Source organism: Corynebacterium pollutisoli, assembly GCF_900177745.1.
In the GTDB taxonomy this organism is placed as follows: Bacteria; Actinomycetota; Actinomycetes; order Mycobacteriales; family Mycobacteriaceae; genus Corynebacterium; species Corynebacterium pollutisoli.
Window position 1 is genome coordinate 72521 of record NZ_FXAR01000003.1, and the last position, 22802, is coordinate 95322.

Annotated in this window: 18 protein-coding genes, 1 tRNA gene and 1 pseudogene; 10 read left to right on the forward strand and 10 right to left on the reverse strand. The window is 69.9% G+C overall.

The window, feature by feature from the left end; translation table 11 throughout:
- Position 1 precedes the first annotated feature (1 nt).
- From B9Y70_RS05300 to trmB, 3 genes are read right to left on the reverse strand one after another with little or no spacing between them, the layout of a single operon-like run.
- Positions 2-2365, reverse strand: coding sequence for an MMPL family transporter (locus B9Y70_RS05300; RefSeq protein WP_085549223.1), 2364 nt, complete (start codon positions 2363-2365; stop codon positions 2-4).
- Between the two features lie 12 nt (positions 2366-2377).
- Positions 2378-3055, reverse strand: a complete 678-nt coding sequence (locus tag B9Y70_RS05305; protein WP_085549224.1) for an NYN domain-containing protein — start codon at positions 3053-3055, stop codon at positions 2378-2380.
- A 30-nt stretch (positions 3056-3085) separates the two neighbouring features.
- Positions 3086-3868: a tRNA (guanosine(46)-N7)-methyltransferase TrmB gene (gene trmB / locus B9Y70_RS05310; protein WP_085549225.1), complete on the reverse strand. Its 783-nt coding sequence runs from the start codon at positions 3866-3868 to the stop codon at positions 3086-3088.
- 121 nt (positions 3869-3989) lie between these two features.
- Here trmB and B9Y70_RS05315 point away from each other — a divergent pair, with 121 nt between their 5' ends.
- The 4 genes from B9Y70_RS05315 (at position 3990) to B9Y70_RS05330 (ending at position 9391) form a co-directional block, all read left to right on the forward strand.
- Positions 3990-5018: a YjbF family lipoprotein gene (locus B9Y70_RS05315; protein WP_143337533.1), complete on the forward strand. Its 1029-nt coding sequence runs from the start codon at positions 3990-3992 to the stop codon at positions 5016-5018.
- Positions 5018-5395, forward strand: coding sequence for a hypothetical protein (locus B9Y70_RS05320; protein WP_085549227.1), 378 nt, complete (start codon positions 5018-5020; stop codon positions 5393-5395). Before B9Y70_RS05315 ends, B9Y70_RS05320 begins: the two co-directional genes overlap by 1 nt.
- 120 nt (positions 5396-5515) lie before the next feature.
- Complete coding sequence (locus B9Y70_RS05325) at positions 5516-7345, forward strand: phosphoenolpyruvate carboxykinase (GTP) (RefSeq protein WP_085549228.1); 1830 nt, start codon at positions 5516-5518, stop codon at positions 7343-7345.
- Positions 7346-7678: 333 nt separating this feature from the next.
- Positions 7679-9391, forward strand: coding sequence for an ATP-binding protein (locus B9Y70_RS05330; RefSeq protein WP_240309148.1), 1713 nt, complete (start codon positions 7679-7681; stop codon positions 9389-9391).
- 2 nt (positions 9392-9393) lie between these two features.
- Here the strand turns inward: B9Y70_RS05330 and B9Y70_RS05335 are convergent, their stop codons facing one another.
- Positions 9394-10152: a class I SAM-dependent methyltransferase gene (locus B9Y70_RS05335; RefSeq protein WP_085549229.1), complete on the reverse strand. Its 759-nt coding sequence runs from the start codon at positions 10150-10152 to the stop codon at positions 9394-9396.
- 22 nt (positions 10153-10174) lie between these two features.
- On the opposite strand from B9Y70_RS05335, the gene B9Y70_RS05340 reads away from it, so the two are divergent.
- Positions 10175-11284, forward strand: a complete 1110-nt coding sequence (locus tag B9Y70_RS05340; protein WP_085549230.1) for a glycosyltransferase family 4 protein — start codon at positions 10175-10177, stop codon at positions 11282-11284.
- Here the strand turns inward: B9Y70_RS05340 and B9Y70_RS05345 are convergent.
- Together B9Y70_RS05345 and B9Y70_RS05350 are read right to left on the reverse strand one after the other, a co-directional pair.
- A complete protein-coding gene (locus tag B9Y70_RS05345; RefSeq protein ID WP_085549231.1) occupies positions 11238-12662 on the reverse strand; it encodes an MmpA family trehalose lipid delivery protein in 1425 nt (474 codons plus the stop codon). The genes B9Y70_RS05340 and B9Y70_RS05345 overlap by 47 nt on opposite strands.
- Positions 12662-13750, reverse strand: coding sequence for a porin PorA family protein (locus B9Y70_RS05350; protein WP_085549232.1), 1089 nt, complete (start codon positions 13748-13750; stop codon positions 12662-12664). The genes B9Y70_RS05345 and B9Y70_RS05350 overlap by 1 nt, the downstream gene beginning before the upstream one ends.
- A gap of 162 nt (positions 13751-13912) precedes the next feature.
- Here B9Y70_RS05350 and B9Y70_RS05355 point away from each other — a divergent pair.
- A pseudogene (locus B9Y70_RS05355) lies at positions 13913-14788 on the forward strand (acyltransferase family protein); the annotation flags it as partial.
- On the opposite strand, the gene B9Y70_RS05360 reads toward B9Y70_RS05355, so the two are convergent.
- The 3 genes from B9Y70_RS05360 to B9Y70_RS05370 are packed head-to-tail and all read right to left on the reverse strand — an operon-like array spanning position 14779 to position 18584.
- Entirely contained in the window at positions 14779-17898 is a 3120-nt protein-coding gene (locus tag B9Y70_RS05360) for an alpha-(1->3)-arabinofuranosyltransferase domain-containing protein (RefSeq protein ID WP_143337549.1), read from the reverse strand. The pseudogene B9Y70_RS05355 and the gene B9Y70_RS05360 overlap by 10 nt on opposite strands.
- Before the next feature lie 3 nt (positions 17899-17901).
- Positions 17902-18099, reverse strand: a complete 198-nt coding sequence (locus tag B9Y70_RS05365) for a DUF2613 domain-containing protein (RefSeq protein ID WP_085549233.1) — start codon at positions 18097-18099, stop codon at positions 17902-17904.
- Between the two features lie 11 nt (positions 18100-18110).
- On the reverse strand, positions 18111-18584 hold the full coding sequence (locus B9Y70_RS05370; protein WP_085549234.1) for a universal stress protein: 474 nt from the start codon (positions 18582-18584) through the stop codon (positions 18111-18113).
- A gap of 38 nt (positions 18585-18622) precedes the next feature.
- Here B9Y70_RS05370 and B9Y70_RS05375 point away from each other — a divergent pair, with 38 nt between their 5' ends.
- Genes B9Y70_RS05375 through B9Y70_RS05385 form a run of 3 tightly spaced genes read left to right on the forward strand, consistent with a single transcriptional unit; the run spans position 18623 to position 21883 of the window.
- Positions 18623-19801: a glycoside hydrolase family 3 N-terminal domain-containing protein gene (locus B9Y70_RS05375; protein WP_240309149.1), complete on the forward strand. Its 1179-nt coding sequence runs from the start codon at positions 18623-18625 to the stop codon at positions 19799-19801.
- A 51-nt stretch (positions 19802-19852) separates the two neighbouring features.
- Positions 19853-21550 carry a VanW family protein gene (locus B9Y70_RS05380; RefSeq protein WP_143337534.1) on the forward strand — a complete coding sequence of 566 codons (1698 nt, stop codon included), beginning with the start codon at positions 19853-19855 and terminating at the stop codon, positions 21548-21550.
- Positions 21551-21883, forward strand: coding sequence for a DUF2200 domain-containing protein (locus B9Y70_RS05385; protein WP_085549235.1), 333 nt, complete (start codon positions 21551-21553; stop codon positions 21881-21883).
- A 119-nt stretch (positions 21884-22002) separates the two neighbouring features.
- Here the strand turns inward: B9Y70_RS05385 and B9Y70_RS05390 are convergent.
- Positions 22003-22073 (reverse strand) — tRNA-Gly (locus B9Y70_RS05390).
- 85 nt (positions 22074-22158) lie between these two features.
- Between B9Y70_RS05390 and dcd the strand changes: the two genes are divergently transcribed.
- Positions 22159-22731, forward strand: coding sequence for a dCTP deaminase (dcd, locus tag B9Y70_RS05395; protein ID WP_085549388.1), 573 nt, complete (start codon positions 22159-22161; stop codon positions 22729-22731).
- Positions 22732-22802 lie beyond the last annotated feature (71 nt).

The window sequence follows — 22802 nt, forward strand, 5'->3', positions numbered from 1 at the left end:
GTCAGCGACCCAGCTTGCGGGGGCCGCTCCGGTCGGCCTCGAGGCGGGCCATGAGCTCGGCGAACGGGATTAGCTCCTCATCCTCCGCCGTGGTGCGCCCGCCGCGGGCGGCCTCGTCATGGTCGACGACGACGGCCTCGTCGATGAGCAGCTCACCCTCGAGCGGCTCATCGTCCTGCTTCTCGACGTCCGCCTCCGGTTCCGGGGTACCCGGCGTCGGGGCGGGGGCCGGGACGGGCGGCAGCTGTTCGCTGTGGCCCATCTTCTCGTAGGCGCGCTTGATGAAGCCCGGCGCCCACCAGTTGTCCTCGCGCAGCAGGTGCATGACGGCAGGGACGAGCATCATGCGGATGATGGTCGCGTCGATGGCCAGGGCGAAGATCATGCCGAAGGCGATGTACTTCATCATGACGATCTCGGAGAAACCGAACGCACCGGCAACGACGATCATGATGAGCGCCGCCGCCGTGATGATGGAACCGGTCTGCGCCGTGCCGTAGCGGATGGCGTCGTCCGTGGATCTGCCGCGGTCGCGGGCCTCCACCATGCGGGAGACGAGGAAGACCTCGTAGTCCGTCGACAGGCCGTAGACGATCGCCACGATAAGCACGAGCACCGGCGACATGAGCGGGCCCGGCGTGAAGTGGAACAGATCCGCGCCGACGCCGCCGACGAACATGGCGGTGAGGATACCCAGGGTCGCGCCGAGGCCGAGGACGGTCATGATGATCGCCTTCGCCGGCAGGATGAGTGAGCCGAAGACCAGCGCCATGAGGATGAACGTGGCCACCACGATGTACAGCGCCATCCACGGCAGCTTCTCCATGAGGGCCTCGATGGACTCAATCTCCATCGCCGGGGTGCCGCCGATGTAGACGTTGACACCCTCGGGCACGTCGAGGGCCCGGAGCTGGTCGACGACGGACGAGTTGAGGTCACGGTCCTCGATACCCGCGGAGAGCACCGTCGTGCCGTCGACCGTGCCGTGGTCCGGGGTGAACTGGGAGCTGAGGCCGTCGATGTCGCGGAGCTGGACGAAGACGTCGACCAGCTGCTGCTCGGTGGCGTCGGTGACCACCAGCTTCACCGGCTCGGTGCGGAAGGCGGGGAAGGTGTCGTTGAAGTCGTCCTGGGCCACGCGGACGTCGTTGCTGGGCGGCAGGTAGGTCTCGTTGATGCCGCCGAACTTCACGCCCGCCAGCGGCAGGGTGAGCGCAATGAGCAGACCCGCGACACCGATGGTGACCAGCTTGGCGTGCTTCATGGCCCAGCCGGGGACACGGAACCAGACGGTGTCCTCGAGGCGGCGGGCGGTGCGCTTCGTGCGGCGGACGGTCCACTTGTCGATGTTGTGGCCGAGCATGCCGAACAGGGCGGGCAGCACCGTCACCGACAGCAGGGCGGCCAGGCCGACGGCGGAAATCGCGCCGTAGGCCACCGACTTGAGGAAGGCCTGCGGGAACACCAGCAGACCGGACAGCGCCACCGCGACCATCGCCGCCGAGAACACCACCGTCTTGCCGGCGGTGGCCGTCGTTGTGCCCACCGCCTCGGGGACGGAGGTGCCCTTGTCCAGCTCCTCGCGGAAACGGGAGACCATGAACAGGCCGTAGTCGATGGCCAGGCCCAGGCCCAGGAGGGTCACCACGGACTGGGCGAACACGTTGACCTGGGTGAGGCCGGCGAGGATCGAGAGCACGCCGAGGGAACCGGCGATCGAGAGGATGCCCACGATGAGCGGCATGAGTGCCGCCACGGCGGAACCGAAGACGAAGAGCAGCAGGACGGCCACCACCGGCAGGGCGATGACCTCGGCGCGGACGATGTCCCCGGCCATGCCGTCGTCGAGGGAGTCGGCCACGGCGGTGGCCCCGGCGACGCGCGTCTCCACGGGCAGGTCCTCGGCGACGAGCGAGTCCTCGATGGCGCGGAAGTCCTTGAGCGTCTGCTCGCCGTCGCCGCGCAGGCCGATGGCGGCGAAGGCGCGGGTCCCCTCCTCGTTGATGAGCTGCGCGTTGCGGGTGTCGAAGTAGCTGGTGACGTGCGCGATCTCATCCGGGTGCTCGGTCTTGAGCGACTCGAGGTGCGAGGCGATGGCCCCGAAGGTCACCGGGTCATTGAGGGAGCGCCCGTCCGGTGACTCGAAGAGCAGGATGACGTCACCGGAGTTGTCGCGGCCGAAGACGTCCTGCTCGATGTGGGCGGCGGCCGTGGAGCTGGAACCCGGATCGTCCCAGCCCTCCTGGCTCATGCGGTTGCCCAGCTGGGTGCCGAAGATCGCGTACACCGCCAGGATCGCGGCGATGACGATGAGGGGCACCAGGCGGCGGTGCCGGTAGGAGAAATATCCCCACTTCTCGAACATGGGCGGCCCCTCCTAGTGGTTGCGGCCGGCGAGCAACGCTGACAGCGGGCGGAAGGGCTGCAGCCAGGCGCCCTCGTCGGGAAGCTGGTCGAGGCTGATGCGCGGCAGCGGCTCACGGAACACGCCGGGGATCTCCTCGAGATCGACGAACTCGATCGTCTCGGAGGCCACGGCCCACGAGGCGTGCTCGTGGAAGCCGATGACGGTGACGGGCAGACCCTCGGCGATGAGCTCGTCGATGGTCTCCTTGAAGTTCTGGCCGTCCGCGGAGGCGACGACGAGGCCCCGCAGGACGCCCTCCGCGTGCCGACGCCGGATGTGCGCCAGCATGTCCGGGTCGACGTCGGAGTCCTCGTCGGTCTTCGGCTTGGCGAACACGGCGAAACCGACGTTGCGCAGCGCCTCCACCCACGGGCGGACGACGTCCGCGCCGCCGGGGGTGACGTTGGTGAACACGGTGGCCTCGGCCTCGACGCGGCTGCCCGTCTCATGGGACAGCTCGCCGGCGCGGGCCAGCAGCCAGCGGCCGATGGCGTCGAAACGCGGGCGGTAGGCGGCGGTCGGGCGGCCACCGAGGATGGCTCCCAGGCCCATGTCCAGGTTGGGGGCGTCCCAGACGAGGAGGAGGTTCTCCGGCCCGGGCGCATCCTGGGCGCCGTAGTGGTGGGTGGATTCGTGAAGGTCGCTCACGGGGGACTCTTTTCGGTTCTACGGGGAAAATCAGGAATTATCGGCGGTGCGCTGCCACAGGAACTCGGTGATCGTGTGGTCCTTGTCCAGGCCCTTGCCCTCGAACTTGGTGATGACCTGACGGTCCACCAGCTGCGGGCACTCCGGCCACGGCCAGCCCCGGAACTCCAGGAGCGGCTCGGCGTCGACGAGCTCGTTGATCCACTCGGCGTAGCCGGCGTGGTCGGTGGCCACGTGGAGGACGCCGCCCGGCTTGAGGCGGGTGGCGATGAGGTGCAGCGTGCCCGTCTGGATAATGCGGCGCTTGTGGTGGCGCGCCTTCGGCCACGGGTCCGGGAAGAAGATCCGCACCCCGTCGAGGGAGGCCTCCGGCAGCATGCGGGCCAGCACCTCGACGCCGTCGCCGCGCACCATGCGGATGTTGTCGATACCTCCGCGGACCACCGCGCCCAGCAGCTTCGCCAGGCCGGGCTTGTACAACTCGACGGCGATGATGTTGGTGTCGGCCTCCAGCGGTGCCATCGCGGCGGTGGAGGTGCCGGTGCCGGAGCCGATCTCCAGGATGGTCGGCGCGTCGGAGCGGCCGAACCATTCCTCCAGGTCAATGCGCTCATCGGCGAGGACGCGGCCCAGGCGGGGCCAGTTGTCCTCCCACAGTTTCTCCTGGTTGTCGGTGAGGGTGCCGCGGCGGAAGCTCACGGAACCCAGGCGCGGGTAGTCGCGTCCGTCATCACCGAAATCGGTCTGCAGGGGGCGGCCGGCCGGCAGGTCGCCGAGAGGTCGCTGCTCATGGGGAAAATCAGAAATAGACATCCCTCATATTCTCCCCCTGCCATGGGCAAACTTCAATTCTCCGGCCCCCGGTTGCGCGGCGGGTGGACCCGGGTGATCATGGGCGCAACAACTCGGGGGAGGGCCGGTGGAGACTCCGGACATGTTCATCCGCGCGGCCGACTGGGCACATGCGCGGGATTTCGGCTGCCCGGTCGGCCTGGCGCTGCGCCGCGTGCTGCTCGAGCTGACGGGCCCGCCGCGCGTCGGTGCCTGCACCCTCGACGGACCCGTGCCGCTCCCGCCGTGGCCGGTCCGCGAGGTGTCGGTCGCGTGGCCGGTGCTCACCCCGGGGGTCGACGTCGTGCTCCTCGTCCACCCGGGCCCGCTCACCGCGGCCCTGCGCTCGCGCATCGCCGCCGGCCCGCAGGCCGTCCTCGTTCTCCCGGCGCTGCCCGCTGAGCTCCCCGACCTGCCGCTCATCGACGCCCGCCTCCGCCTCCTCGGCGGCGAACTCCGCGCCCTCGCCTCCCGGCACCCGCACGTCGCCGGGGAGCTGCGCGCCATCGCGGGGCCGCCCGTCGCCGTGGCCGTCCGTCCGCGGGTGGCCGTCATCAGCCCGGACCCGGTCACCGTCGACCTGCCGGGCTGGGAGGTGGTGGACGGGGATCCGCACGTCGACGTCGTGCTCGCGGTCGCCCCGGACGCGGGCTGGCGGGCCGCCGACCACGCCACCCTGCGCGACGCCGCCCGCCGTGCCGGACGCCTGGTGTCGACCGCATCCCTGCCGTCCGACATCCCCGGCACCGTCGTCCGCCCCGGACAGACGCTTGTCGACGCCCTCCATCTCGCCCTCCGCCGCCCCGTCTCCGTCCCCGCGGCCCGCCCCGGGACGTGGTTGCGTGCCGCCGACCGGCTGGAGCGCCGTCGCGCCATCATCCCGGGGCGGCCACCGGTGTTCTGGGACGTCGCCGCCCAGGCCCTCGCCCTCGGCGGGGTCGCCGGGCTGGCCGCCGGCCAGACCACCCCGGCGGTGGGCGTCGTGGCGGCGGTGACGGTGGGCGGGATGCGGTGGTGGACGGGGCGTCGAGAAGCGGAGCGGGCGTGGCTCCGCGAGGAGAACGCCCGCCTGCGGGCCCGCCCCCACGCCCCCGCCACATGGCTGCGCAGACAGGTATCGGAGGAGATGTGATGCTGCACGGACTGGACGGCCTCGACGGAATCGGGGACCTGCGACTCGACCTCGGTGATGACCAGTTCCACCTGGAGGGCGGACCCGGTGAAACCGTCACCCTCGCCGACGCCGGGGGAACCACCGTCTACGCCGACCTCGACGGCGACGGTGTCGTCGACCACATCTCCTCCCTGCACGCCGACGGCGGCTTCGACGTCTTCACCGCCGATCCCCACCGTGCAGCCTGGGGGCTGGCCGTCCCTGACCCCGTTAGAACGCCTGCCGAGGAACCCCTGTCGTGGGGTTTGGGCCCCGAAACCACCCCCGAAAAGGTGACGGATGGGCCCGGGAAAACCCTGGAAAAGGCCGGGTGGCACCGGATCGAACACGGCTAAACCGGCCGGTTATGACATGTGACACTTCTCGCTTAGCCGGTGAGCCCGCCGCAACCGCGTTTTAATGGATAACCTGTAAAGAGGAAACTCTGCCGAGTGACGCAAACGTCAGGAGAACATATGACCACCGAGATCAAGGGCCTCGTCGGCCCGGCCCCGACCGATAACGAGAAGCTCCTCTCCTGGATCGCAGAGGCAGTGGAGCTGTTCCAGCCGGAGAAGGTTGTCTTCGCCGACGGCTCCCAGGAGGAGTGGGACCGCCTCACCGCGGAACTGGTTGAGGCAGGCACCCTCATCAAGCTGAACGAGGAGAAGCGCCCCAACAGCTTCCTCGCCCGCTCCAACCCGGACGATGTCGCCCGCGTCGAGTCCCGCACCTTCATCTGCTCCGAGAAGGAGGAGGACGCCGGCCCGACCAACAACTGGGCGGACCCGGCCGAGATGAAGAAGGAGATGACCGAGGTCTACCGCGGCGCCATGAAGGGCCGCACCATGTACGTCGTCCCGTTCTGCATGGGCCCCATCACCGACGAGGACCCCAAGCTGGGCGTCCAGCTCACCGACTCCGCCTACGTCGTCCTCTCCATGCGCATCATGACCCGCATGGGTTCCGAGGCCCTCGACAAGATCGGCACCGACGGTGACTTCGTCCACGCCCTCCACTCCGTCGGCGCTCCGCTGGAGCCGGGCGAGGAGGACGTGCCGTGGCCGTGCAACGACACCAAGTACATCACCCAGTTCCCGGAGACCAAGGAGATCTGGTCCTACGGCTCCGGTTACGGCGGCAACGCCATCCTGGCCAAGAAGTGCTACGCCCTGCGTATCGCCTCCGTCATGGCCAAGGAAGAGGGCTGGATGGCCGAGCACATGCTCATCCTCAAGCTCAACTCCCCGGAGGGCAAGAGCTACCACATCGCCGCCGCCTTCCCGTCCGCCTGCGGTAAGACCAACCTCGCCATGATCACCCCGACCATCGAGGGCTGGACCGCCGAGGTCGTCGGCGACGACATCGCCTGGCTCAAGCTGCGCGAGGACGGCCTCTACGCCGTCAACCCGGAGAACGGCTTCTTCGGTGTCGCCCCGGGCACCAACTACGCCTCCAACCCGATCGCCATGCAGACCATGGAGCCGGGCAACACCCTGTTCACCAACGTCGCACTCACCGACGACGGCGACATCTGGTGGGAGGGCATGGACGGCGAGAAGCCGGAGCACCTCATCGACTGGCTGGGCAACGACTGGACCCCGGAGTCCGGCACCAACGCCGCACACCCGAACTCCCGCTACTGCGTCGCCATCGAGCAGTGCCCGGTCGCCGCACCGGAGTTCAACGACCCGAAGGGTGTCAAGATCGACGCCATCCTCTTCGGTGGCCGCCGCGCTGACACCGTCCCGCTGGTCTCCCAGGCCTACGACTGGGAGCACGGCACCTTCATCGGCGCCACCCTGGCCTCCGGCCAGACCGCCGCCTCCGCTGAGGCGAAGGTCGGCTCCCTGCGCCACGACCCGATGGCCATGCTGCCGTTCATGGGCTACAACGCCGGTGACTACCTGCAGCACTGGATCGACATGGGCAAGGACGGCGGCGACCGCATGCCGGAGATCTTCCTGGTCAACTGGTTCCGCCGCGGCGAGGACGGCCGCTTCCTGTGGCCGGGCTTCGGCGACAACTCCCGCGTCCTGAAGTGGGTCGTCGAGCGCATCGAGGGCAAGGTCGGCGCCGAGGAGACCGTCGTGGGCCAGACCGCCCGCGCCGAGGACCTCGACCTCACCGGCCTCGACACCCCGATCGAGGACGTCAAGGAGGCTCTGTCCGCGCCTGCCGAGGACTGGGCCCGCGACGTCGCCGACGACGAGGAGTACCTCGCCTTCCTCGGCCCGCGCGTCCCGAACGAGGTCCACGAGCAGCTGGGCAAGCTCAAGGAGCGCATCGAGGCGAACAAGAACTAAGCCTCACTGAGACTTCCACCCTCCAGGTCGACTCCGGTCCCTGGGGGGTGGGATTTTTTGTGGGTGGGCCTCAACCCCCCCGTAAGAGAAGTGACATAACCTCAGCCCCGCGGCTGCGGACACGGAGAACGGGGATGTCCCCCACACACTCTTTATAGCGGTCACCCAGGCTGCACAGCGCGCACGTACGCGCTTCCTCGTCCCAGAAGTGTCACCGATGTGATGAGACAGGACACGGGCAATCCAAATGTTCGGGCATCATTGTGAATCGTCATTGTGAATCGTCATTGTGAAAGTCTTTCAATGAAGGGCGGTCATTCGTAGTCTGGCATTGTGAATGAGGAGTCTGGGCGGGCCATCCTCCGGGATCTGCGGCGTTTTGGAGGGGATACCACCCTGGTCGAGTGCAAGAAAGCGGCTGGTGGGGTGCCGGACAATCTCGCCTCCACGATCTGTGCCTTCGCGAACATGCCGTCGAAGGGGCTCATCTTGTTGGGGATCGATGAGAGATCCAACTTCGCAATGACAGGTGTGGGCGACCCTGCCAAGATGATGCAGGCAGTGGCTGATCAGACGCGCGGCGCCGTGGAACCAGCACCCCCGCTGGAGTTCTCGGACCTGAAGCTTGACGGAAAAGCCGTGGTTGCGGTGCAGGTAACGCCGTTGTCCCCGCTGGAGAAACCAGCCCGCTACCGCGGTGAAGCGTATCTCCGGTACGCCGACGGGGATTACGTCGTCAATGCAAATGAGCTTCGAATGATCCAGGTGGAAGCTCTTCATTCTCAAGAGAGAGTTTCCTATGACCAGGGGACTGTCGAAGGGACCAGCGTCGTCGATCTCGATCATGATCTGCTCGCTGACCTTCTCAAGTCCGCCAGGAATTCGAGTCGCCGCCTCAAGCACGTGGACAATGACGAGCAAGTGTTGCGACTGATCGGGGTGATCAATGACGGTGGCGATCTGACCCTCGCTGGGCTCTATGCGTTGGGCTATTTTCCACAAGGAAGGCAACCGGCGCTGGCGGCCACGGCTGCTGCCCGAGTGCCGCGAGACGATTCAGGAGTCAGGAACCGAAATCTCACCCATTTTGATGGACCTCTTCCGGTGATGCTCGAGGACATTGTTGAATGGGTGCGTCAAAACACGAGTTCAGAGCGTGTTTATCAGGCGTCAGGGCACATGGTGAATCGACCGGAGTTTCCCCCGAGTGCGATTCGGGAACTGGTCGCCAACGCATTGGTGCACCGTGATCTTGGGCCGGACACCGTCGGCCTGGGCAAGCGTGTGGAAGTGCGTGTCACAGACGATGAACTTATTGTGACCAGCCCGGGTGGGCTCAGAGGCGTGAGCCAGAGACAGCTTGAGAGCCCGAACGAACTTCACCGGGTTCCGGTGAATCAGAGGCTCTATGAGATCGTCAAGTTGGTCCAGACCAGTGAGGGGAACCCGGTAATCGAGGGAGAAGGAGGGGGTTTGAGAGAGGTTTTCGCGGCAACGAGAGATGCCGACCTTCCTCGGCCGAGGCTGATCGACACGGGAGTGCAATTCACAGTGAAGCTGTCGCGGCTCCCGTACTTCTCACCTGAAGACGAGAGGTGGCTGAAAGAACAGACCGCTGAATCACTCACTCACATGCAGAAAGCGGTCCTGGTGGGTTTGAGGGACGGGGAGTCGTGGTCGTTGTCTCGGATGATCAGGGAGTTTTCCCCACTGACACTGACGGAGGCCCGTGCCCAGATTGAGGATCTGCAGGAGCACTTACCTCTCGAAGTCACCGAGGACGGGGCGGTCGAACTCGAAAGCCCTGGTCCGGTGGACGACAACGTTGGCCCGGATCTTCGATCTCTGGGAAAGAACGTCCCGCTCATTGCAAGTTTCCTGCAGTCGGTGGCGGAGGCCTCCATCAATGAGATCGTCCAGAATGTGAATCTGAGTGTGGGGCAGGTCCATTACGGATTGCGCCCTCTCAGGGAGCATGGCTTCGTGGAGATGGTTGGCGCGCAAGGAGCCAAGACCACGACCTACAGGTGGCGCAGGCCCACATAACCTCAGCCCCGTTTCCGCAGGACCACCACGAGGTTGGACACCAGGAACTCGCGCAGCACCGGCACGCGCACCAGCCACCACGCCCACGCCGGGTGGTAGCGGGGGAAGGCGAGCAGCAGCTCGGCGTCGGCCGCCCGCGCCCACCGCAGCCCCTCGGCGGCGGAGACGGCGAACAGGGACTCGCCCCACACGTTCTTCGGTTCCCGCCCGTGCTTCGCCGCGTATCGACGCCGCGCGAACTCCCCGCCGACGTAGTGCTCCCACAGGCCGGTCTCGTGCCCGCCGAAGGGCCCGAGCCACACGGTGTAGCTGAGCACGACGAGCCCCCCGGGGCGGGTGACGCGCAGCATCTCCTCCGCCATCGCCCAGGGGGAGGGGACGTGTTCGGCGACGTTGGAGGAGTAGACGAGGTCGAAGGAGGCGTCGCGGAAGGGGAGGTGTTGGCCGTCGCCGCGCACGGACCCGGGGACGCAGATGCCGGCGGCCGCCATCTCGCCGACCGACGGCTCGACGGGGACGTACCGGGCGTCGCGGGCGGCGAAAGCGGCGGCGAAGTAGCCGGGGCCGCCGCCGACGTCGAGAACCGCGCGGCCGGTGAGGCCGGAGCCGGTGGCGTCGCGGGAGAGGGCGTCGAGAAGCGTGGCCGTGTCCTCGGCCAAGGGCCGGTAGAACAGCTCCGGGGCGTCCTGTTCGTGGCGGATGGCGCGCAGCAGGGACCAGGAGCGGGCGAGGGTCGCGAGGCGGCGGGTACGGCGGAACACACCCTGTAGGCTAGTCGGGAAGATGAAGATCCTTCTGTTGTGCTGGCGCGATTCGACCCACCCGCAGGGCGGGGGCTCGGAACGCTACCTGGAGCGTGTCGGGGAGTACCTGGCGCGGCAGGGGCATGAGGTGGTCTACCGGACGGCGGGGCACACGGATGCGCCGCGGCGCAGTCACCGCAACGGGGTGCGGTACTCGCGGTCGGGCGGGAAGTTCACGGTGTACCCGCGGGCGTGGGTGGGGATCGTGCTGGGGCGGATGGGGATCGGCACCCTGGGGGACATCGACGTGGTGGTGGACACCCAGAACGGCATCCCGTTCTTCGCGCGCCTGGTGTCGGACGCCCCGACGGTGCTGCTCACGCACCACTGTCACCGGGAGCAGTGGCCGGTGGCGGGGGCGTTCCTGTCGCGGGTGGGGTGGTTCCTGGAGTCGCGGGTCGCGCCGCGGGTCTACCGGGGTGCGCCGTATGTGACGGTGTCGGAGTCCTCGCGCGGGGAGCTGGTGGAGCTGGGGGTCGCGGCGGAGGACATCGAGATCATCGGCAACGGGGTGGATCCGGTGCCGGAGGATGTGCCGCAGCTGCGTCGCGCGGAGGGCACCTCCTACCTGGTGACGCTCAGTCGTCTGGTGCCGCACAAGCAGCTGGAACACGCGATCGACGTGGTGGCGGCGCTGCGGGACCGGGAGCTGGTGCTCGACGTCATCGGTTCGGGCTGGTGGGATGATCAGCTGCGGGAGCACGCCCGGCGGCGCGGGGTGGAGGACCGGGTGGTCTTCCACGGGCAGGTGACGGAGGACTACAAGCACGCCCTGCTGGCGCGCGCGAGTGTGCACCTCATGCCCTCCCGGAAGGAGGGGTGGGGCCTGGCGGTGATGGAGGCCGCCCAGCACGGGGTGCCCACGATCGGTTACCGGTCTGCCGGTGGCCTGCGGGATTCCATCGTCGACGGGGAGACCGGCCTGCTGGTGGACACGCCGGCGGAGCTCACGGTCTGCACGACCCGGCTTCTCGACGCCCCGGAGCTCACCGCCCGCCTCGGCGCCGCCGCCCGGACCCGGGCGCAGGGGTTCTCGTGGGAGCTCACCGGCGGGCGGTTCGCAGCGCTGCTGTCGCGATTAGCGGCATAGCCAGCCACCCGGCCAGGAGCCACAGGCCCAGGGTGCGGGACTGCGGTCCGGCGCCGGTCTCGGTGGCCTCCTCGCCGTCGACGACGACCCCCACCCCTAGGTCCGCCAGCCGCCCGAGATCCCCGGCCTCCCAGGCGGCCACCGCCTCCGTCCAGCGCGGTGCCGGCGGATCAACGAGCACCCCGTCGACGACGAGCGCCCCCGACTCCACGGTGGGCAGGGCCTTGAGCAGGGGGTTGATGATGACGGTGCCGTCGGCGCGGCGGGTGAGGGGTGGTTCGTCGACAAGCAGGACATCGCGGCCGGCGACGCGCTCCACGAGCATCGGGTCGACCGCCACCTCCTGGGGTGCGAGCGGCGCGAGGGCGCGCGGGGCGTCGGGGACCTGCAGCAGGGCCAGGGCGAGGACCAGCCCGGCCCAGCGGCGTATCGACGCCGCCGCCGCGACGTAGGCCGGCAGCGCCAGCGCGGTGAGCTTGGAGGCGTCGCGCAGCAGGCCGGCGCCGGGGACGTGGGCGGTGGCCCAGGCAAGGGCGTCGGGAAGCAGCCAGGCGAGGACCGCCCCGCCGAGCCCCACCCCGGCGAGGACGAGCAGCGGGGCGGGCACGCGGCGCGCCTGCGTGGCCAGTACCGCGAAGAGCACGACGCCGACGAGGGCGAAGCCGAGTTCGCGGGAGGCGGGCACGGCGTCGGCGTTCCAGATGCCGCCGAGACCGACGAGGGAACCGGGGGTGGTGGCCCAGGCCTCGGCGCGCGGCGCGAAGGCGGCGACGGACGCGGCACTCGCCCCGCCCCCGGCGAGCAGGCCCGGGATGAGCCACGGCAGGCAGCAGGCGAGGGCGAAGGCCAGCGTGGGCAGGCGGCGCCGCGCGGTGGCCACTCCGGTGAGCAGAGCGAACAGGGCGCCGGTGGGGGTGAGCGACGCGGCCCACAGGGCCAGCCACTGCCAGCCGGTGCGGCCGGTCAGGCCCAGCGCGGCGATGAGCGGCAGCAGCCAGGCCGCGATGACCAGCGACCAGTGGCCCTGCAGGAGGCGCTCCACGGTGTAGGGGTTCCACAGGGTGAGGGTGAGGGCGGCGAGCGTCGGTAACCGGCCGGCCCCCTGGTGCCGGGCCAGGAGCACGGCACCGTACGCCCCGGCCACCGCCCCGCCGACCAGGAACGCGCGCGCCACCCACGAGGCCGGCAGCACCCCGCCGAGCAGGGCAAGCAGGCCGTCCTGCGGGGCGTTGCGGGCGGGCAGGTCACCGGTGCCCAGCGTCCCGGCGGACAGGGCGGGGGAGTCGAGCACCACCATGTCGCGCAGCGCCAGTTCCCCCGGCAGCAGCAGCGGCCACAGCAGGGCGCCGATGAGCACCGCGGCCCACAGCGCGGGCACTAGCGGCCCCGACGCTCGCGGAGCAGCAGCACCACGCCCGCCAGCACGGCGATGAGCGCCGCCGTCTTGAGCACGACGGCGAACACCTGCAGGGCGCGCAGGGTGGACAGGACGGCGGCCGCCTCCTCCGTCTGCTGGCCGATGGTGGCGGCGTCCCACTCGGCGACCGTGTGGTAGATCGTGTAGTCGGGGGAGGGGGTGAAGGCGCGGGTGGTACTCTCCGCGGAGTCGTCGGCGAAGAAGAGGTGGATCTCCGTGCGGCTGTCGACGATGGTGCCGGATTCCGGCTCCACCCACACGCGCCGGTCGACGGCGTAGCGGGGGATACCGAAGTCGGCGGCGGCCATTTCGTCGAGGGTGGCGTTGACATCCGCGCTGAAGGTGATGGCGTGGGCGGAGTTGCGGTCCATCGCCAGGTCGGGGAAACGGTGGTGGAACTCGTAGGTCTCCATCCCGTGGCGTTCGGTCTCGCGGACGTAGTCGAGCAGCAGCGCCTCCTGCGCGGTCATGTCGAACCACGGGTAGGACTGCCGGGAGGAGGGGAACGGGAAGAAGTACTGCAGGCCCTCGCGGACGAAGTAGTCCGTGGCCATGCCGCTGGCCAGGTTGGGCACGGAGATGCTCATCTGGCTCACCGGGTCGGAGACGGGGTAGGTGGAGCGGGCGTCGAGGACGACGATGTCGTGCATCTCGGTGGCGACGGTTTCCCCGAAGAGCACCTGCATGACGGCGTCGACGGTGACCTCGCTGTCGTCGGCGGCCTCGCTGGTGGTCAGCGCGGTGGTCTGGTGCGAGGGCAGGGTGACCACGAAGCAGGAGTAGGGCACCTCGGGCATGCCGCCGCCCGCGCACTCGGGGCGGTCCCGGTTGGGCTGCGGGATGCCCTGGGAGCCGTCGACGGGTGCCATCAGACTGACGGTGTCGTTGGGGAGGGTGGTGAAGGTGAGCGACTGCCCGACGGCCAGGGGGCGCATGAGGCTGATGAGGGCGGGCGGCACGGCGGAGCCGATGACGAAGAGCAGGGCGGCGACGAGCAGCAGCTGGATCGATCTGCGGCGCCACAGGTGCCGGAACAAGCTCTGGGACACGTCGTCGGGACCTCTTCGTTAGACTCGCCGGAAAAGGAGGTGATCCGCGTGGTGGTGGCAGCGGAGGCCGTTCCGGTTTCCTCCACATACTACAAACCCCGGCACCTCCCCGGGCTGGAAGGGCTGCGCGCGGTCGCGGCGTTCGGCGTCATCCTCACGCACGTGGCGTTCCAGACGGGCGTCGACCCGGCCACGCCGGTCGGCGCGGTCCTGGCCCGCTTCGACTTCTTCGTGCCCGTCTTCTTCGCCCTGTCGGCGTTCCTGTTGTGGCGGGGTCACCGCACGGATCGTCGCTTATCGACGATCACCCGGTACCTCCTCAACCGCACCGGCCGCATCCTCCCCGCCTACCTGGGGTGCGTCGTGGCGGTCATCCTCCTGCTGCCCGAGGCGGCGCGGATGAGCGGGGACCAGATCCTGGCGAACCTCACCCTCACCCAGGTGTACTGGGCCGACGGCCTGGCCCCGGGGTTGACGCACCTGTGGTCGCTGAGCGTCGAGGTGGGTTTCTACCTGGCGTTGCCGCTGCTGGCCCTGAGCATCGGGCGGCTGGGGCGGCGGGGGAGGATCCTCGCCATCGTCGGCCTGGCGGTGCTCTCCCTCGGCTGGGCGTACCTGCCGTTCGTCGTGGATTCCGAGGTCAACCGCCAGATCTGGCCGCCCGCCTACGCCCCGTGGTTCGCGGTGGGCATGCTCGCCGCTGAGGTCGAGGGCCGGGTACCCGCCCTCGTGCGCCGCGCGCTGCGGGTGCGGTGGCTGTGGTGGCTCGTGGCGCTGGCCACCGCCTGGGTGGCGGGCCAGGAATGGTACGGGCCGCTGGGGCTGACCCACCCGGAGCCGGACGAGTTCGCCCGCCGCGTCCTCGCGGGCACGGTGTTCGCCGCGGCGATCGTCCTGCCGGAGGCGCTGGCCCCGGGGGCGGTGTGGCTGCGCCACCCGGTGATGCAGGCCCTGGGCCGCTGGTCCTACTCCGTCTTCCTGTGGCACGTGGCGATGCTCTCGCTCGCCTTCCCGCTGCTGGGACTCGACTACTTCTCCGGCGGGTTCTGGCCCGTGCTGCTGGTGACGCTGGGGCTGACGCTGCCGGTGGCGGTGGCCAGCTTCGTCTTCCTCGAGGACCCGGGCAAGAGGCTGGTGAGGGCCGCGACGAGCAGGATCGCCAGGACCCCGGAGTCGCCGGCGTAGTCCCCCACCGGCCACGGGCCGCGCGCCAGCCACGCCCCCGCGATGCCGACGAGCGTGAACGCCAGCAGCCCCGGCGGGATGAGCGTGAACCGGCGCACCGCCAGGGCGGCCGCCGCGGCGAGCAGCCCCGGCCACGAGGCCACGAGTCCCGCGCTCAGCGCCGCGAGCAGCACGAGTCCGGAGCTTTCCGACGCCCGCAGCTCCTCCTCCCGCCGCCTCGACACCGCCAGCACCACGCCGGCGGCGAGCACGCCGAGCAGGGCGAGGATCCCGCCGCCGAGGAGGATCTGCCGGTAGACGGCGTCGGGGCCGAAGGTGATCTCGACGTCGCCGGAGGCCCCGGCGGGGACGCGGAAGGCCTGGGTGGCGGCGTCGAGCGTGACCGGTTGGAGCTCGGTCTCCCCGAGTGTGGCCTGCAGCCCGGGGTTCGCGGCGCGGCCGGTGAGCAGGAAGCGCTCGTCCCCGCTCGCCTCGATCCGGCCGTCGGTGGGCTCCCAGGCGGGGGAGGGGTGGAAACCCTCCTCGGTGAGGGTGACCCACGCGGCGTCGGTACGCAGGGCGTGGCGGCCGGGCGCGAGCTCGACGACGTCGCCGGGGGAGTGGGGGGTGCCGTCGATGAGGACGTCGGCGGGGGCGTCGAGAAGCAGGGTCAGGGGGCGGGGCGCGGTGAACGCGCGGATGAGGTGCCCGGTGTCGAGGGTGATCCGCTGGAAGAGGAACTGGCGCACGTCCGGGGACGTGTCGGGGACGGTGACGATGCGCTCGAGCGGGTGCCCGGCGATGGCCACCTCCGCGATGCCGACGGATTCCCGGAGGGTGAGGCGCAGGGCGTCGTGGGTGCCGTCGAGCGTGACCGTGGTGGGGTCCTCGCCCAGCTCGACCGCGGCGCCGTTGATCTCGACCGTCGTCTCCTCCGTGGCGGTGACGGTGAGCTCCGGGTCGGTGAGCGGGCGGTCCGGGACGAGTTCCAGCCACTGGCCCTCCGCGGGGCCCGGGGTGGGCCACCACGCGGTGTCCTCCTCGCCGTCGACGGCCGCGGTGGGCGAGCGCGCCGGGTCGGCCCCGCCGAAGCTGGTGGCGTCGGAGGCCGAGGAGCTGGCGCGCACCTGCCCGCCGATCGTCTCGACGCGGGTGAGCGGCCCGGCGGAGGGGTAGTCGGGGACGGCGTTGCGCACGTCCGCCCCCTCGGAGGGGTCGGCCAGCGGCGCGGACACCGGGCCGGTGAGGGAGCCGTAGTTGCGGACGGTGAGGGCGGGGGTGTCGGTGACGACCTCGGCGTCGGCGTCGACGAGTAGGCGCGGGCCGGGACCGTGGAGCATGTCGAGGACGGCGAGGATTTCGCCGCCACCGGCCACCCGGACCGGGTCTTCGCTGGTCAGCGCCATGTCGGCGGCCGGGTCGAGGAGGAGCACCTCGACGTCGCCGAAGCGCTGCGCACCCGGCAGGTCGAGCTCGCGCCCGGACTCGAGGTCCTTCCGGTGGAGGACGGCACCGACGCCGAGGCGGCGCAGGGCATCCAGCCCGGCCTCCGTGTCGTGGTGGAGGACAGCCATGACGCCGTCGAGGCCGCGGATCGCCTCGGCGGGGATGAGGGGGACGGCGTCGCGGACGGCCCAGGGGACGTCGAGCAGCGGCTGGGCAGGCTCGTCGCGGGTCCAGCCCCACGTCTGCCGGGCGAAGGAGGACTCCGGGACGATGAGCGTGCGCGTGCCCGCCGCCTCCCGGTTGAGCAGGTTCGTCGCCTCCTGCCAGTAGCCGGGCACATAGTCCCAGGTGCCGCGCGGCAGCAGACGCCCTGACCAGGCGGGGGCCAGGGCCGCGACGCCCACCACCAGCACCAGGGCGGCCGCCGCTTCCCGACGCCCCGGGTGCAGCGTCCGCGGCAACGGCAGGTGCGTGCCCAGCCCGGCCACACCGACGAGCAGGGGGATACGGACGAGCGGGTCGAACTTGTGGAGGTTGCGGAAGGGGGCGAGGGGGCCGTCGAGAATCGCGAGCCACTGGGCGGACAGCGGGCCGTGCGCGGCGCCGAGGACGGTGACCCCGACGAGCAGCATGCCCACCCACAGCCCGCGGTGCGGGGTGGACGACAGGGTGAGTCCCCACATGCCCAGCGCCGCGACGGCCGCCGTGAGCAGCACGAACGTCGGGGAGCTGACGAGCAGGAACCCCGCCTCGCGCTCGGTGTCGACGAACGGGGCCCAACTGGTCGTGCCGCGGAGGATCTCGATGAGGTTGAGCCAGCGGGTGGTGACGAAACTTGACTCGATGAAATCCGTGAACGGCGGGGCGTAGCGGCCGAGGATGAGCAGCGGGCCGATCCACCACAGGCTCACCACCGCGCAGCCCGCCAGCCAGCCGAGGGTGGTGGGGACGGCGCGGGCGTCGCGACGCAGCATCCGCCACACCAGCACCAGCCCCGCGGGCAGGCACGCCGCGATGGTCGCCGTGGCGTTGACCGCGCCCATGAGCGCTACCGGGATGACCGCCGCCGCGACCGCGCGCACCCCGAGGCGGCCCAGGAACGGCACGATCACCCACGGTGCGAGCATGACCGGCCACGTCTCCGAGGAGATCGCCGTCAACGTCGTCAGTGTGCGCGGGGACAGGGCGAAGAGGAACGCCGCGAGCACCTGGAACGGGAGCGTGCCCGTGCGGCTGCGGCGTAGGAGCAGCAGGAACCCCGAATAACCCACGCCCATGACCAGCCACCACCAGAGGCGCTGCGCCACCCAGTCCGGCAACGGGTCCGTGAGCACGAAGAACGCGCCGTGCGGGAAAAGATACCCGTAGGCCTGATTCTGCAGCTGTCCCAACGTGAACGTGTCCGTCCAGGCGTGCGTCGCCTGTGTGAGGAAACCGAGGGGGTCGGCGGTGAGATCGTGCTTCGTGTCGGCGGCGACCTGCCCGGGCTGCTGCAGGAAACTGACGAGCCCGAGGAGGAGCCAGCCGAGAAGATGCATCAACTAGCCGCGGGTGCCGTACTCCGGGCCACCCAGCAGGGCCTCATCGGCGGGCACGGCATTGCCCTGCGGCACCGTGTCCTGGCCCGAGAAAGAGGCGATTCCGATCACGGACACGACGCCGAGAGCGACACCGACGACCGCACTGGCGATCACGGAGCTCACGGAGCGACGATCAACGGATCCGGAAGAGTAGGACATGGCCATTCATTCTACTCGTCCGACAGCGGCGGAACAACGAACACGGGGATGCCGGCGTTGTGCAACACGCCACTCGTCGTCGACGACTGCCACAGGGACTTCCAGCCGCTCGCCCCGCGCGACCCGGTGACGATGACGTCCGGGCCCAGTTCCTGCGCCGCCTCACAGATCGCCGACCACACGGTGGTGTCCGCCTCCACGAGGTGGGCGCGGGCCTCCAACCCCAGGTCGGCGGCCAGTTCCACGCCCTCCCGGCAGGTCTCGTGCGCGCGCTGGTAGGCGGCGTCCTCCTGCTCCGCGTCCGTCACCCACTCCGCCTGGTGCAGGCCGGAGATGCTCACCGCGCGGGCCGCCGTGCGGTGCACGGGTTCCCAGGCGGTGAGGACCTCCACCCGGCGGGGCGTGAGCAGCCGGGCGGCGTACTCCAGGGCGCGCCGGGACTCCTCGGATCCGTCGAAGGCGATGAGCATGGTGGCGGGAGTCATGCTGCCACTCTATCGGGCAGACTGTTAGGGTGCGCGTCGTGACGTTCCTCCGCTGTGTCTCGACAATTCTCGCCGCCGGTGTCCTGGCGTCGGGTGTGGTGGCGTGCGCGGCCGGCGATTCCGTCGAGGAGACGACGACCACCACCACCGAGACGGTGACGGAGACCGAAACGACCACGACGTCGACAAGCAGGCCCCCCACCACGGAGGAGATCGCCGCGGAACGCGTGCCGGAGGAGCAGCGGGCGAAGGCCGCGTCGCTCATGGTCGTCGGTGTGGACAATTACGACGACGCGCTGTGGAAGCTACAGCAGGGCGTCGGCGGGATCTTCATCCCCAGCTGGGCGAACCCGGAGCTGCTCACCACGGAGGGCCGCAACATCGTGGCCCTGCGCCGCGAGATCGGGCGGCCGTTCTCCGTGTCCATCGACTTCGAGGGCGGGCGCGTGCAGCGCCACGCCGGGGTGCTCGGCGCGCGGATGTCGCCGCGGGAGATGGCCGCGACGATGAGCCCGGAGCAGGTGGAGGCCTACGCCCACGACCTGGGCAACGTGCTGCGCTGGCACGGGGTGACGGTGGACTTCGCGCCGGTGCTCGACGTCGACGGCAGCGGCCTGGAGATCGTCGGCGACCGCGCCTTCTCCACGGACCCGGTCGTGGCGGGCGAGTACGGGGCGGCCTTCGCCCGGGGGCTGCGGGCGGCGAACGTCACCCCGGTGTTCAAACACTTCCCGGGCCACGGGCAGGCGAGCGGCGACACGCACCACATGCTGGCCGTCACCCCGCCCGTCGAGCACGTCATCGCCCACGACCTCCCGCCCTACGCCGTGGCACTGCCACAGGCGGATGCCGCGGTGATGGTCGGGCACATGGTGGTGCCCGGCCTCGGCGACGGCGTCACCCCCTCGAGCCTCGACCCGGCGGTCTACGGGCTGCTGCGCTCCGGCGACTACCCCGGCGGGCAGCCCTTCGACGGCGTCGTCTACACCGATGACCTCACCGGGATGCGCGCGATCACCGACCGCTACTCGCTGCCCCAGGCCGTCGTCGCGGCGGTCCGCGCGGGTGCCGACCGGCCGTTGTTCTCCACCGGCGGCGGGCTCGTCGCGGCCATCGACGCCCTCGACGCGGCGGTGGGAAACGGTGAGATCCCGGCCGCGCGTCTCGACGCGGCCGCCCACCGTGTGCAGCTCCAGCTGCTGCATTCCGGTACTTGATTCGGGACCGGAAAGTAGGCAAAGACAGGTGGGGCCACTAATGTGTCCAGTGTGAGTGAGTCAAACAGCCAGGACAGCGGCGGGACGGGACTCCGGATCGCCCTGGGGGCGGTCGTGGGCCTGTTCGCGCTCTTCGGAATCGTGTACGGAGTGGATTACGCCCTGACCAAGGGTGATGTCCCCCGTGGCACCACCGTCGGCGGCGTCGATATCGGCGGCATGAGCCCCGGGGAGGCGCAGTCGGTCCTGGAGCGGGAGCTCGGCGGCAAGGTGGACGAGCCCGTCACCGTCACCGGCGGCGACCGCGAATCCACCTTCGTCCCGGCCGCCGCCGGGCTGTCGATCGACTTCGCGGAGACCGTCGCTCAGATCGGCACGGAACCGCTCAACCCCTTCCTCCGCCTCGAGGGCCTCATCGGCTCCGGGCAGGAGGCGGACATCGTCTCCGGCGTCGACGACGCCGCCCTGGCCCCCGAACTCGAGCGCGTCCAGGCTGAGCTCACCGCCGAGCCCGCCGACGGTGCCGTCGCGCTTGTCGACGGCCGCGTCGACGTCCTCGACCCCGTCAACGGCCAGCAGATCGACGCCGCGCAGCTGCGTGAGCGCGTCACCTCCGACTGGCTCGACCCCGCCGGCATCGAGGTCGACGCCGACATCACCCCGCCCGCCATCGACTCCGACGTCGTGCGTGCCGCCGCCGAGGGCGACGCCGCAGCCGCGGTCGCCGGACCCCTCACCGTCCGCGGCCGCGACGACGTCAACGGCGTCATCGATCCCGCCCGCATGGGCGAGGTGGTGACCTTCGTGCCCGTCGACGGTACCCTGCAGACCGAGATCAACGCCGAGGCCGCCCAGGGCATCCTCGCCGAGACCCTCTCCGAGACCGAGGCCCAGAAACAGAACGCCCGCATCAGCTTCGCCGGCGGCTCCCGCCAGATCACCCCCAGCGTCGACGGCGTCAAGCTCGACTGGGAGACCACCATGGAGGGCTTCCCCGAGCGCGTCCTCGCCACGGGTGACGAGCGCGAGTGGGAGGCCACCTACGAGGACGACCCCGCCACCTTCACCACCGAGATGGCCCAGACCGCCACCTTCGACGAGGTCGTCGGCGAGTTCACCACCTCCGGCTACTCCGCCGCCTCGGGCGTCAACATCTCCCGCGTGGCCAACGTCGTGCAGGGCGCGATCGTCGCCCCCGGTGACGTCTTCTCCCTCAACGGCTACACCGGCCCCCGCGGTGCCGCCCAGGGCTACGTCGAGTCCGGCATCATCATCAACGGTCGCGCCGGTGAGGCCGTCGGCGGTGGCATCAGCCAGTTCGCCACCACCCTTTACAACGCCGCCTACTTCGCCGGCATGGAGGACGTCGCCCACACCGCGCACAGCTACTACATCTCCCGCTACCCGGCCGGCCGCGAGGCCACCGTCTTCGAGGGCGCCATCGACCTGCAGTTCCGCAACAACTCGCAGTACCCGGTGCGCATCGAGACCGCCGTCGGCGGCGGCAACGTCACCGTCCGCCTCACCGGCGTGAAGACCGTCTCCGTGGAGTCCGTCAACGGCGGCCGCTGGGCGCCCACCCAGCCGCGCGAGCAGACCGTGACCGGCGACGACTGCATCCCCTCCGGCGGCATCCCCGGCTTCACCACCTCGGACACCCGGATCATCCGCGACCTCGCCGGCAACGAGATCAGCCGCGAGACCCAGACCACCCGCTACGACCCCCAGCCGATAGTGCGGTGCGCCTAGATGTCCCGGGTCTTCGCCTATCCCTGGGCCGACATCTACCGCCTCTACGTGCAGAAGGTGGAGCGGAAGGGCCGGACCGTCGAGGAGCTCGACGAGGTCCTCGGCTGGCTCACCGGCTACACGCCCGCCGAGCTGCGGGATTTCGGCGGTGACCTGCGTGCCTTCTTCGCGGAGGCGCCGGCGGTGACACCGGACGTCGACAAGATCACGGGCGTGGTGTGCGGCGTGCGCGTCGAGGACATCGAGGACCCGCTCATGCAGCAGATCCGCTGGGCCGACAAGCTTGTCGACGAGCTCGCGAAGGGCAAGGCCGTCGAGAAGATCAAGAGGTAGATCATCGTGCAGGAGGGTCCGGAAACGGCCTGCAAAAACTCACTGCTGCACGATGATCTACCTGAACAGGGTGATCGCCGGTACGAACGGCTTACGTACCGGCGATCACCTCACACGAGAGCCGGCGACGGGAATCGAACCCGCACTCTCAGCTTGGGAAGCTGATGTTCTACCACTAAACTACGCCGGCATCGGTGCAGCTCAGTGCACCGGGATCAACTCTAGCACCGGGGTGGGGGCCACCGGGAAATCGGCTGGTCGGTATGCTCGGGAACGTGCTTCTCTCCGACCGTGACATCCGTGCCGCCATCGACTCCGGCTCCCTGGGTATCGAGCCCTATGAGCCCGGGAACGTCCAGCCGTCGAGCGTCGATGTCCGCCTGGACCGCTTCTTCCGCGTGTTCAACAACTCGAAGTACACGCACATCGACCCGAAGCTGCAGCAGGATGAGCTGACCAGCCTCGTCGAGGTGGAGGAGGGTGACGCCTTCGTGCTGCACCCGGGGGAGTTCGTTCTGGCGTCCACGCTGGAGAAGTTCACCCTGCCGGACAACCTCGCCGGCCGCCTGGAGGGCAAGTCCTCCCTCGGTCGCCTGGGGCTGCTCACGCACTCCACCGCCGGGTTCATCGATCCGGGTTTCTCCGGGTACGTCACCCTGGAGCTGTCGAACGTGGCGAACCTGCCGATGACGCTGTGGCCGGGGATGAAGGTGGGGCAGATGGCGATCTTCAGGATGTCCTCGCCCGCCGAGGTGCCCTACGGCACGGGGTCGCTGGGCTCGAAGTACCAGGGGCAGCGCGGGCCGACGCCGTCGCGGGCGTACCTGAACTTCCCGCAGGAGTCGTAGGGTACCCCCGCCCACCCCCAAAAGCTGACATTCAGTTTCAGTTCAGACCCCGTTCACCCGGTGCCGGTACA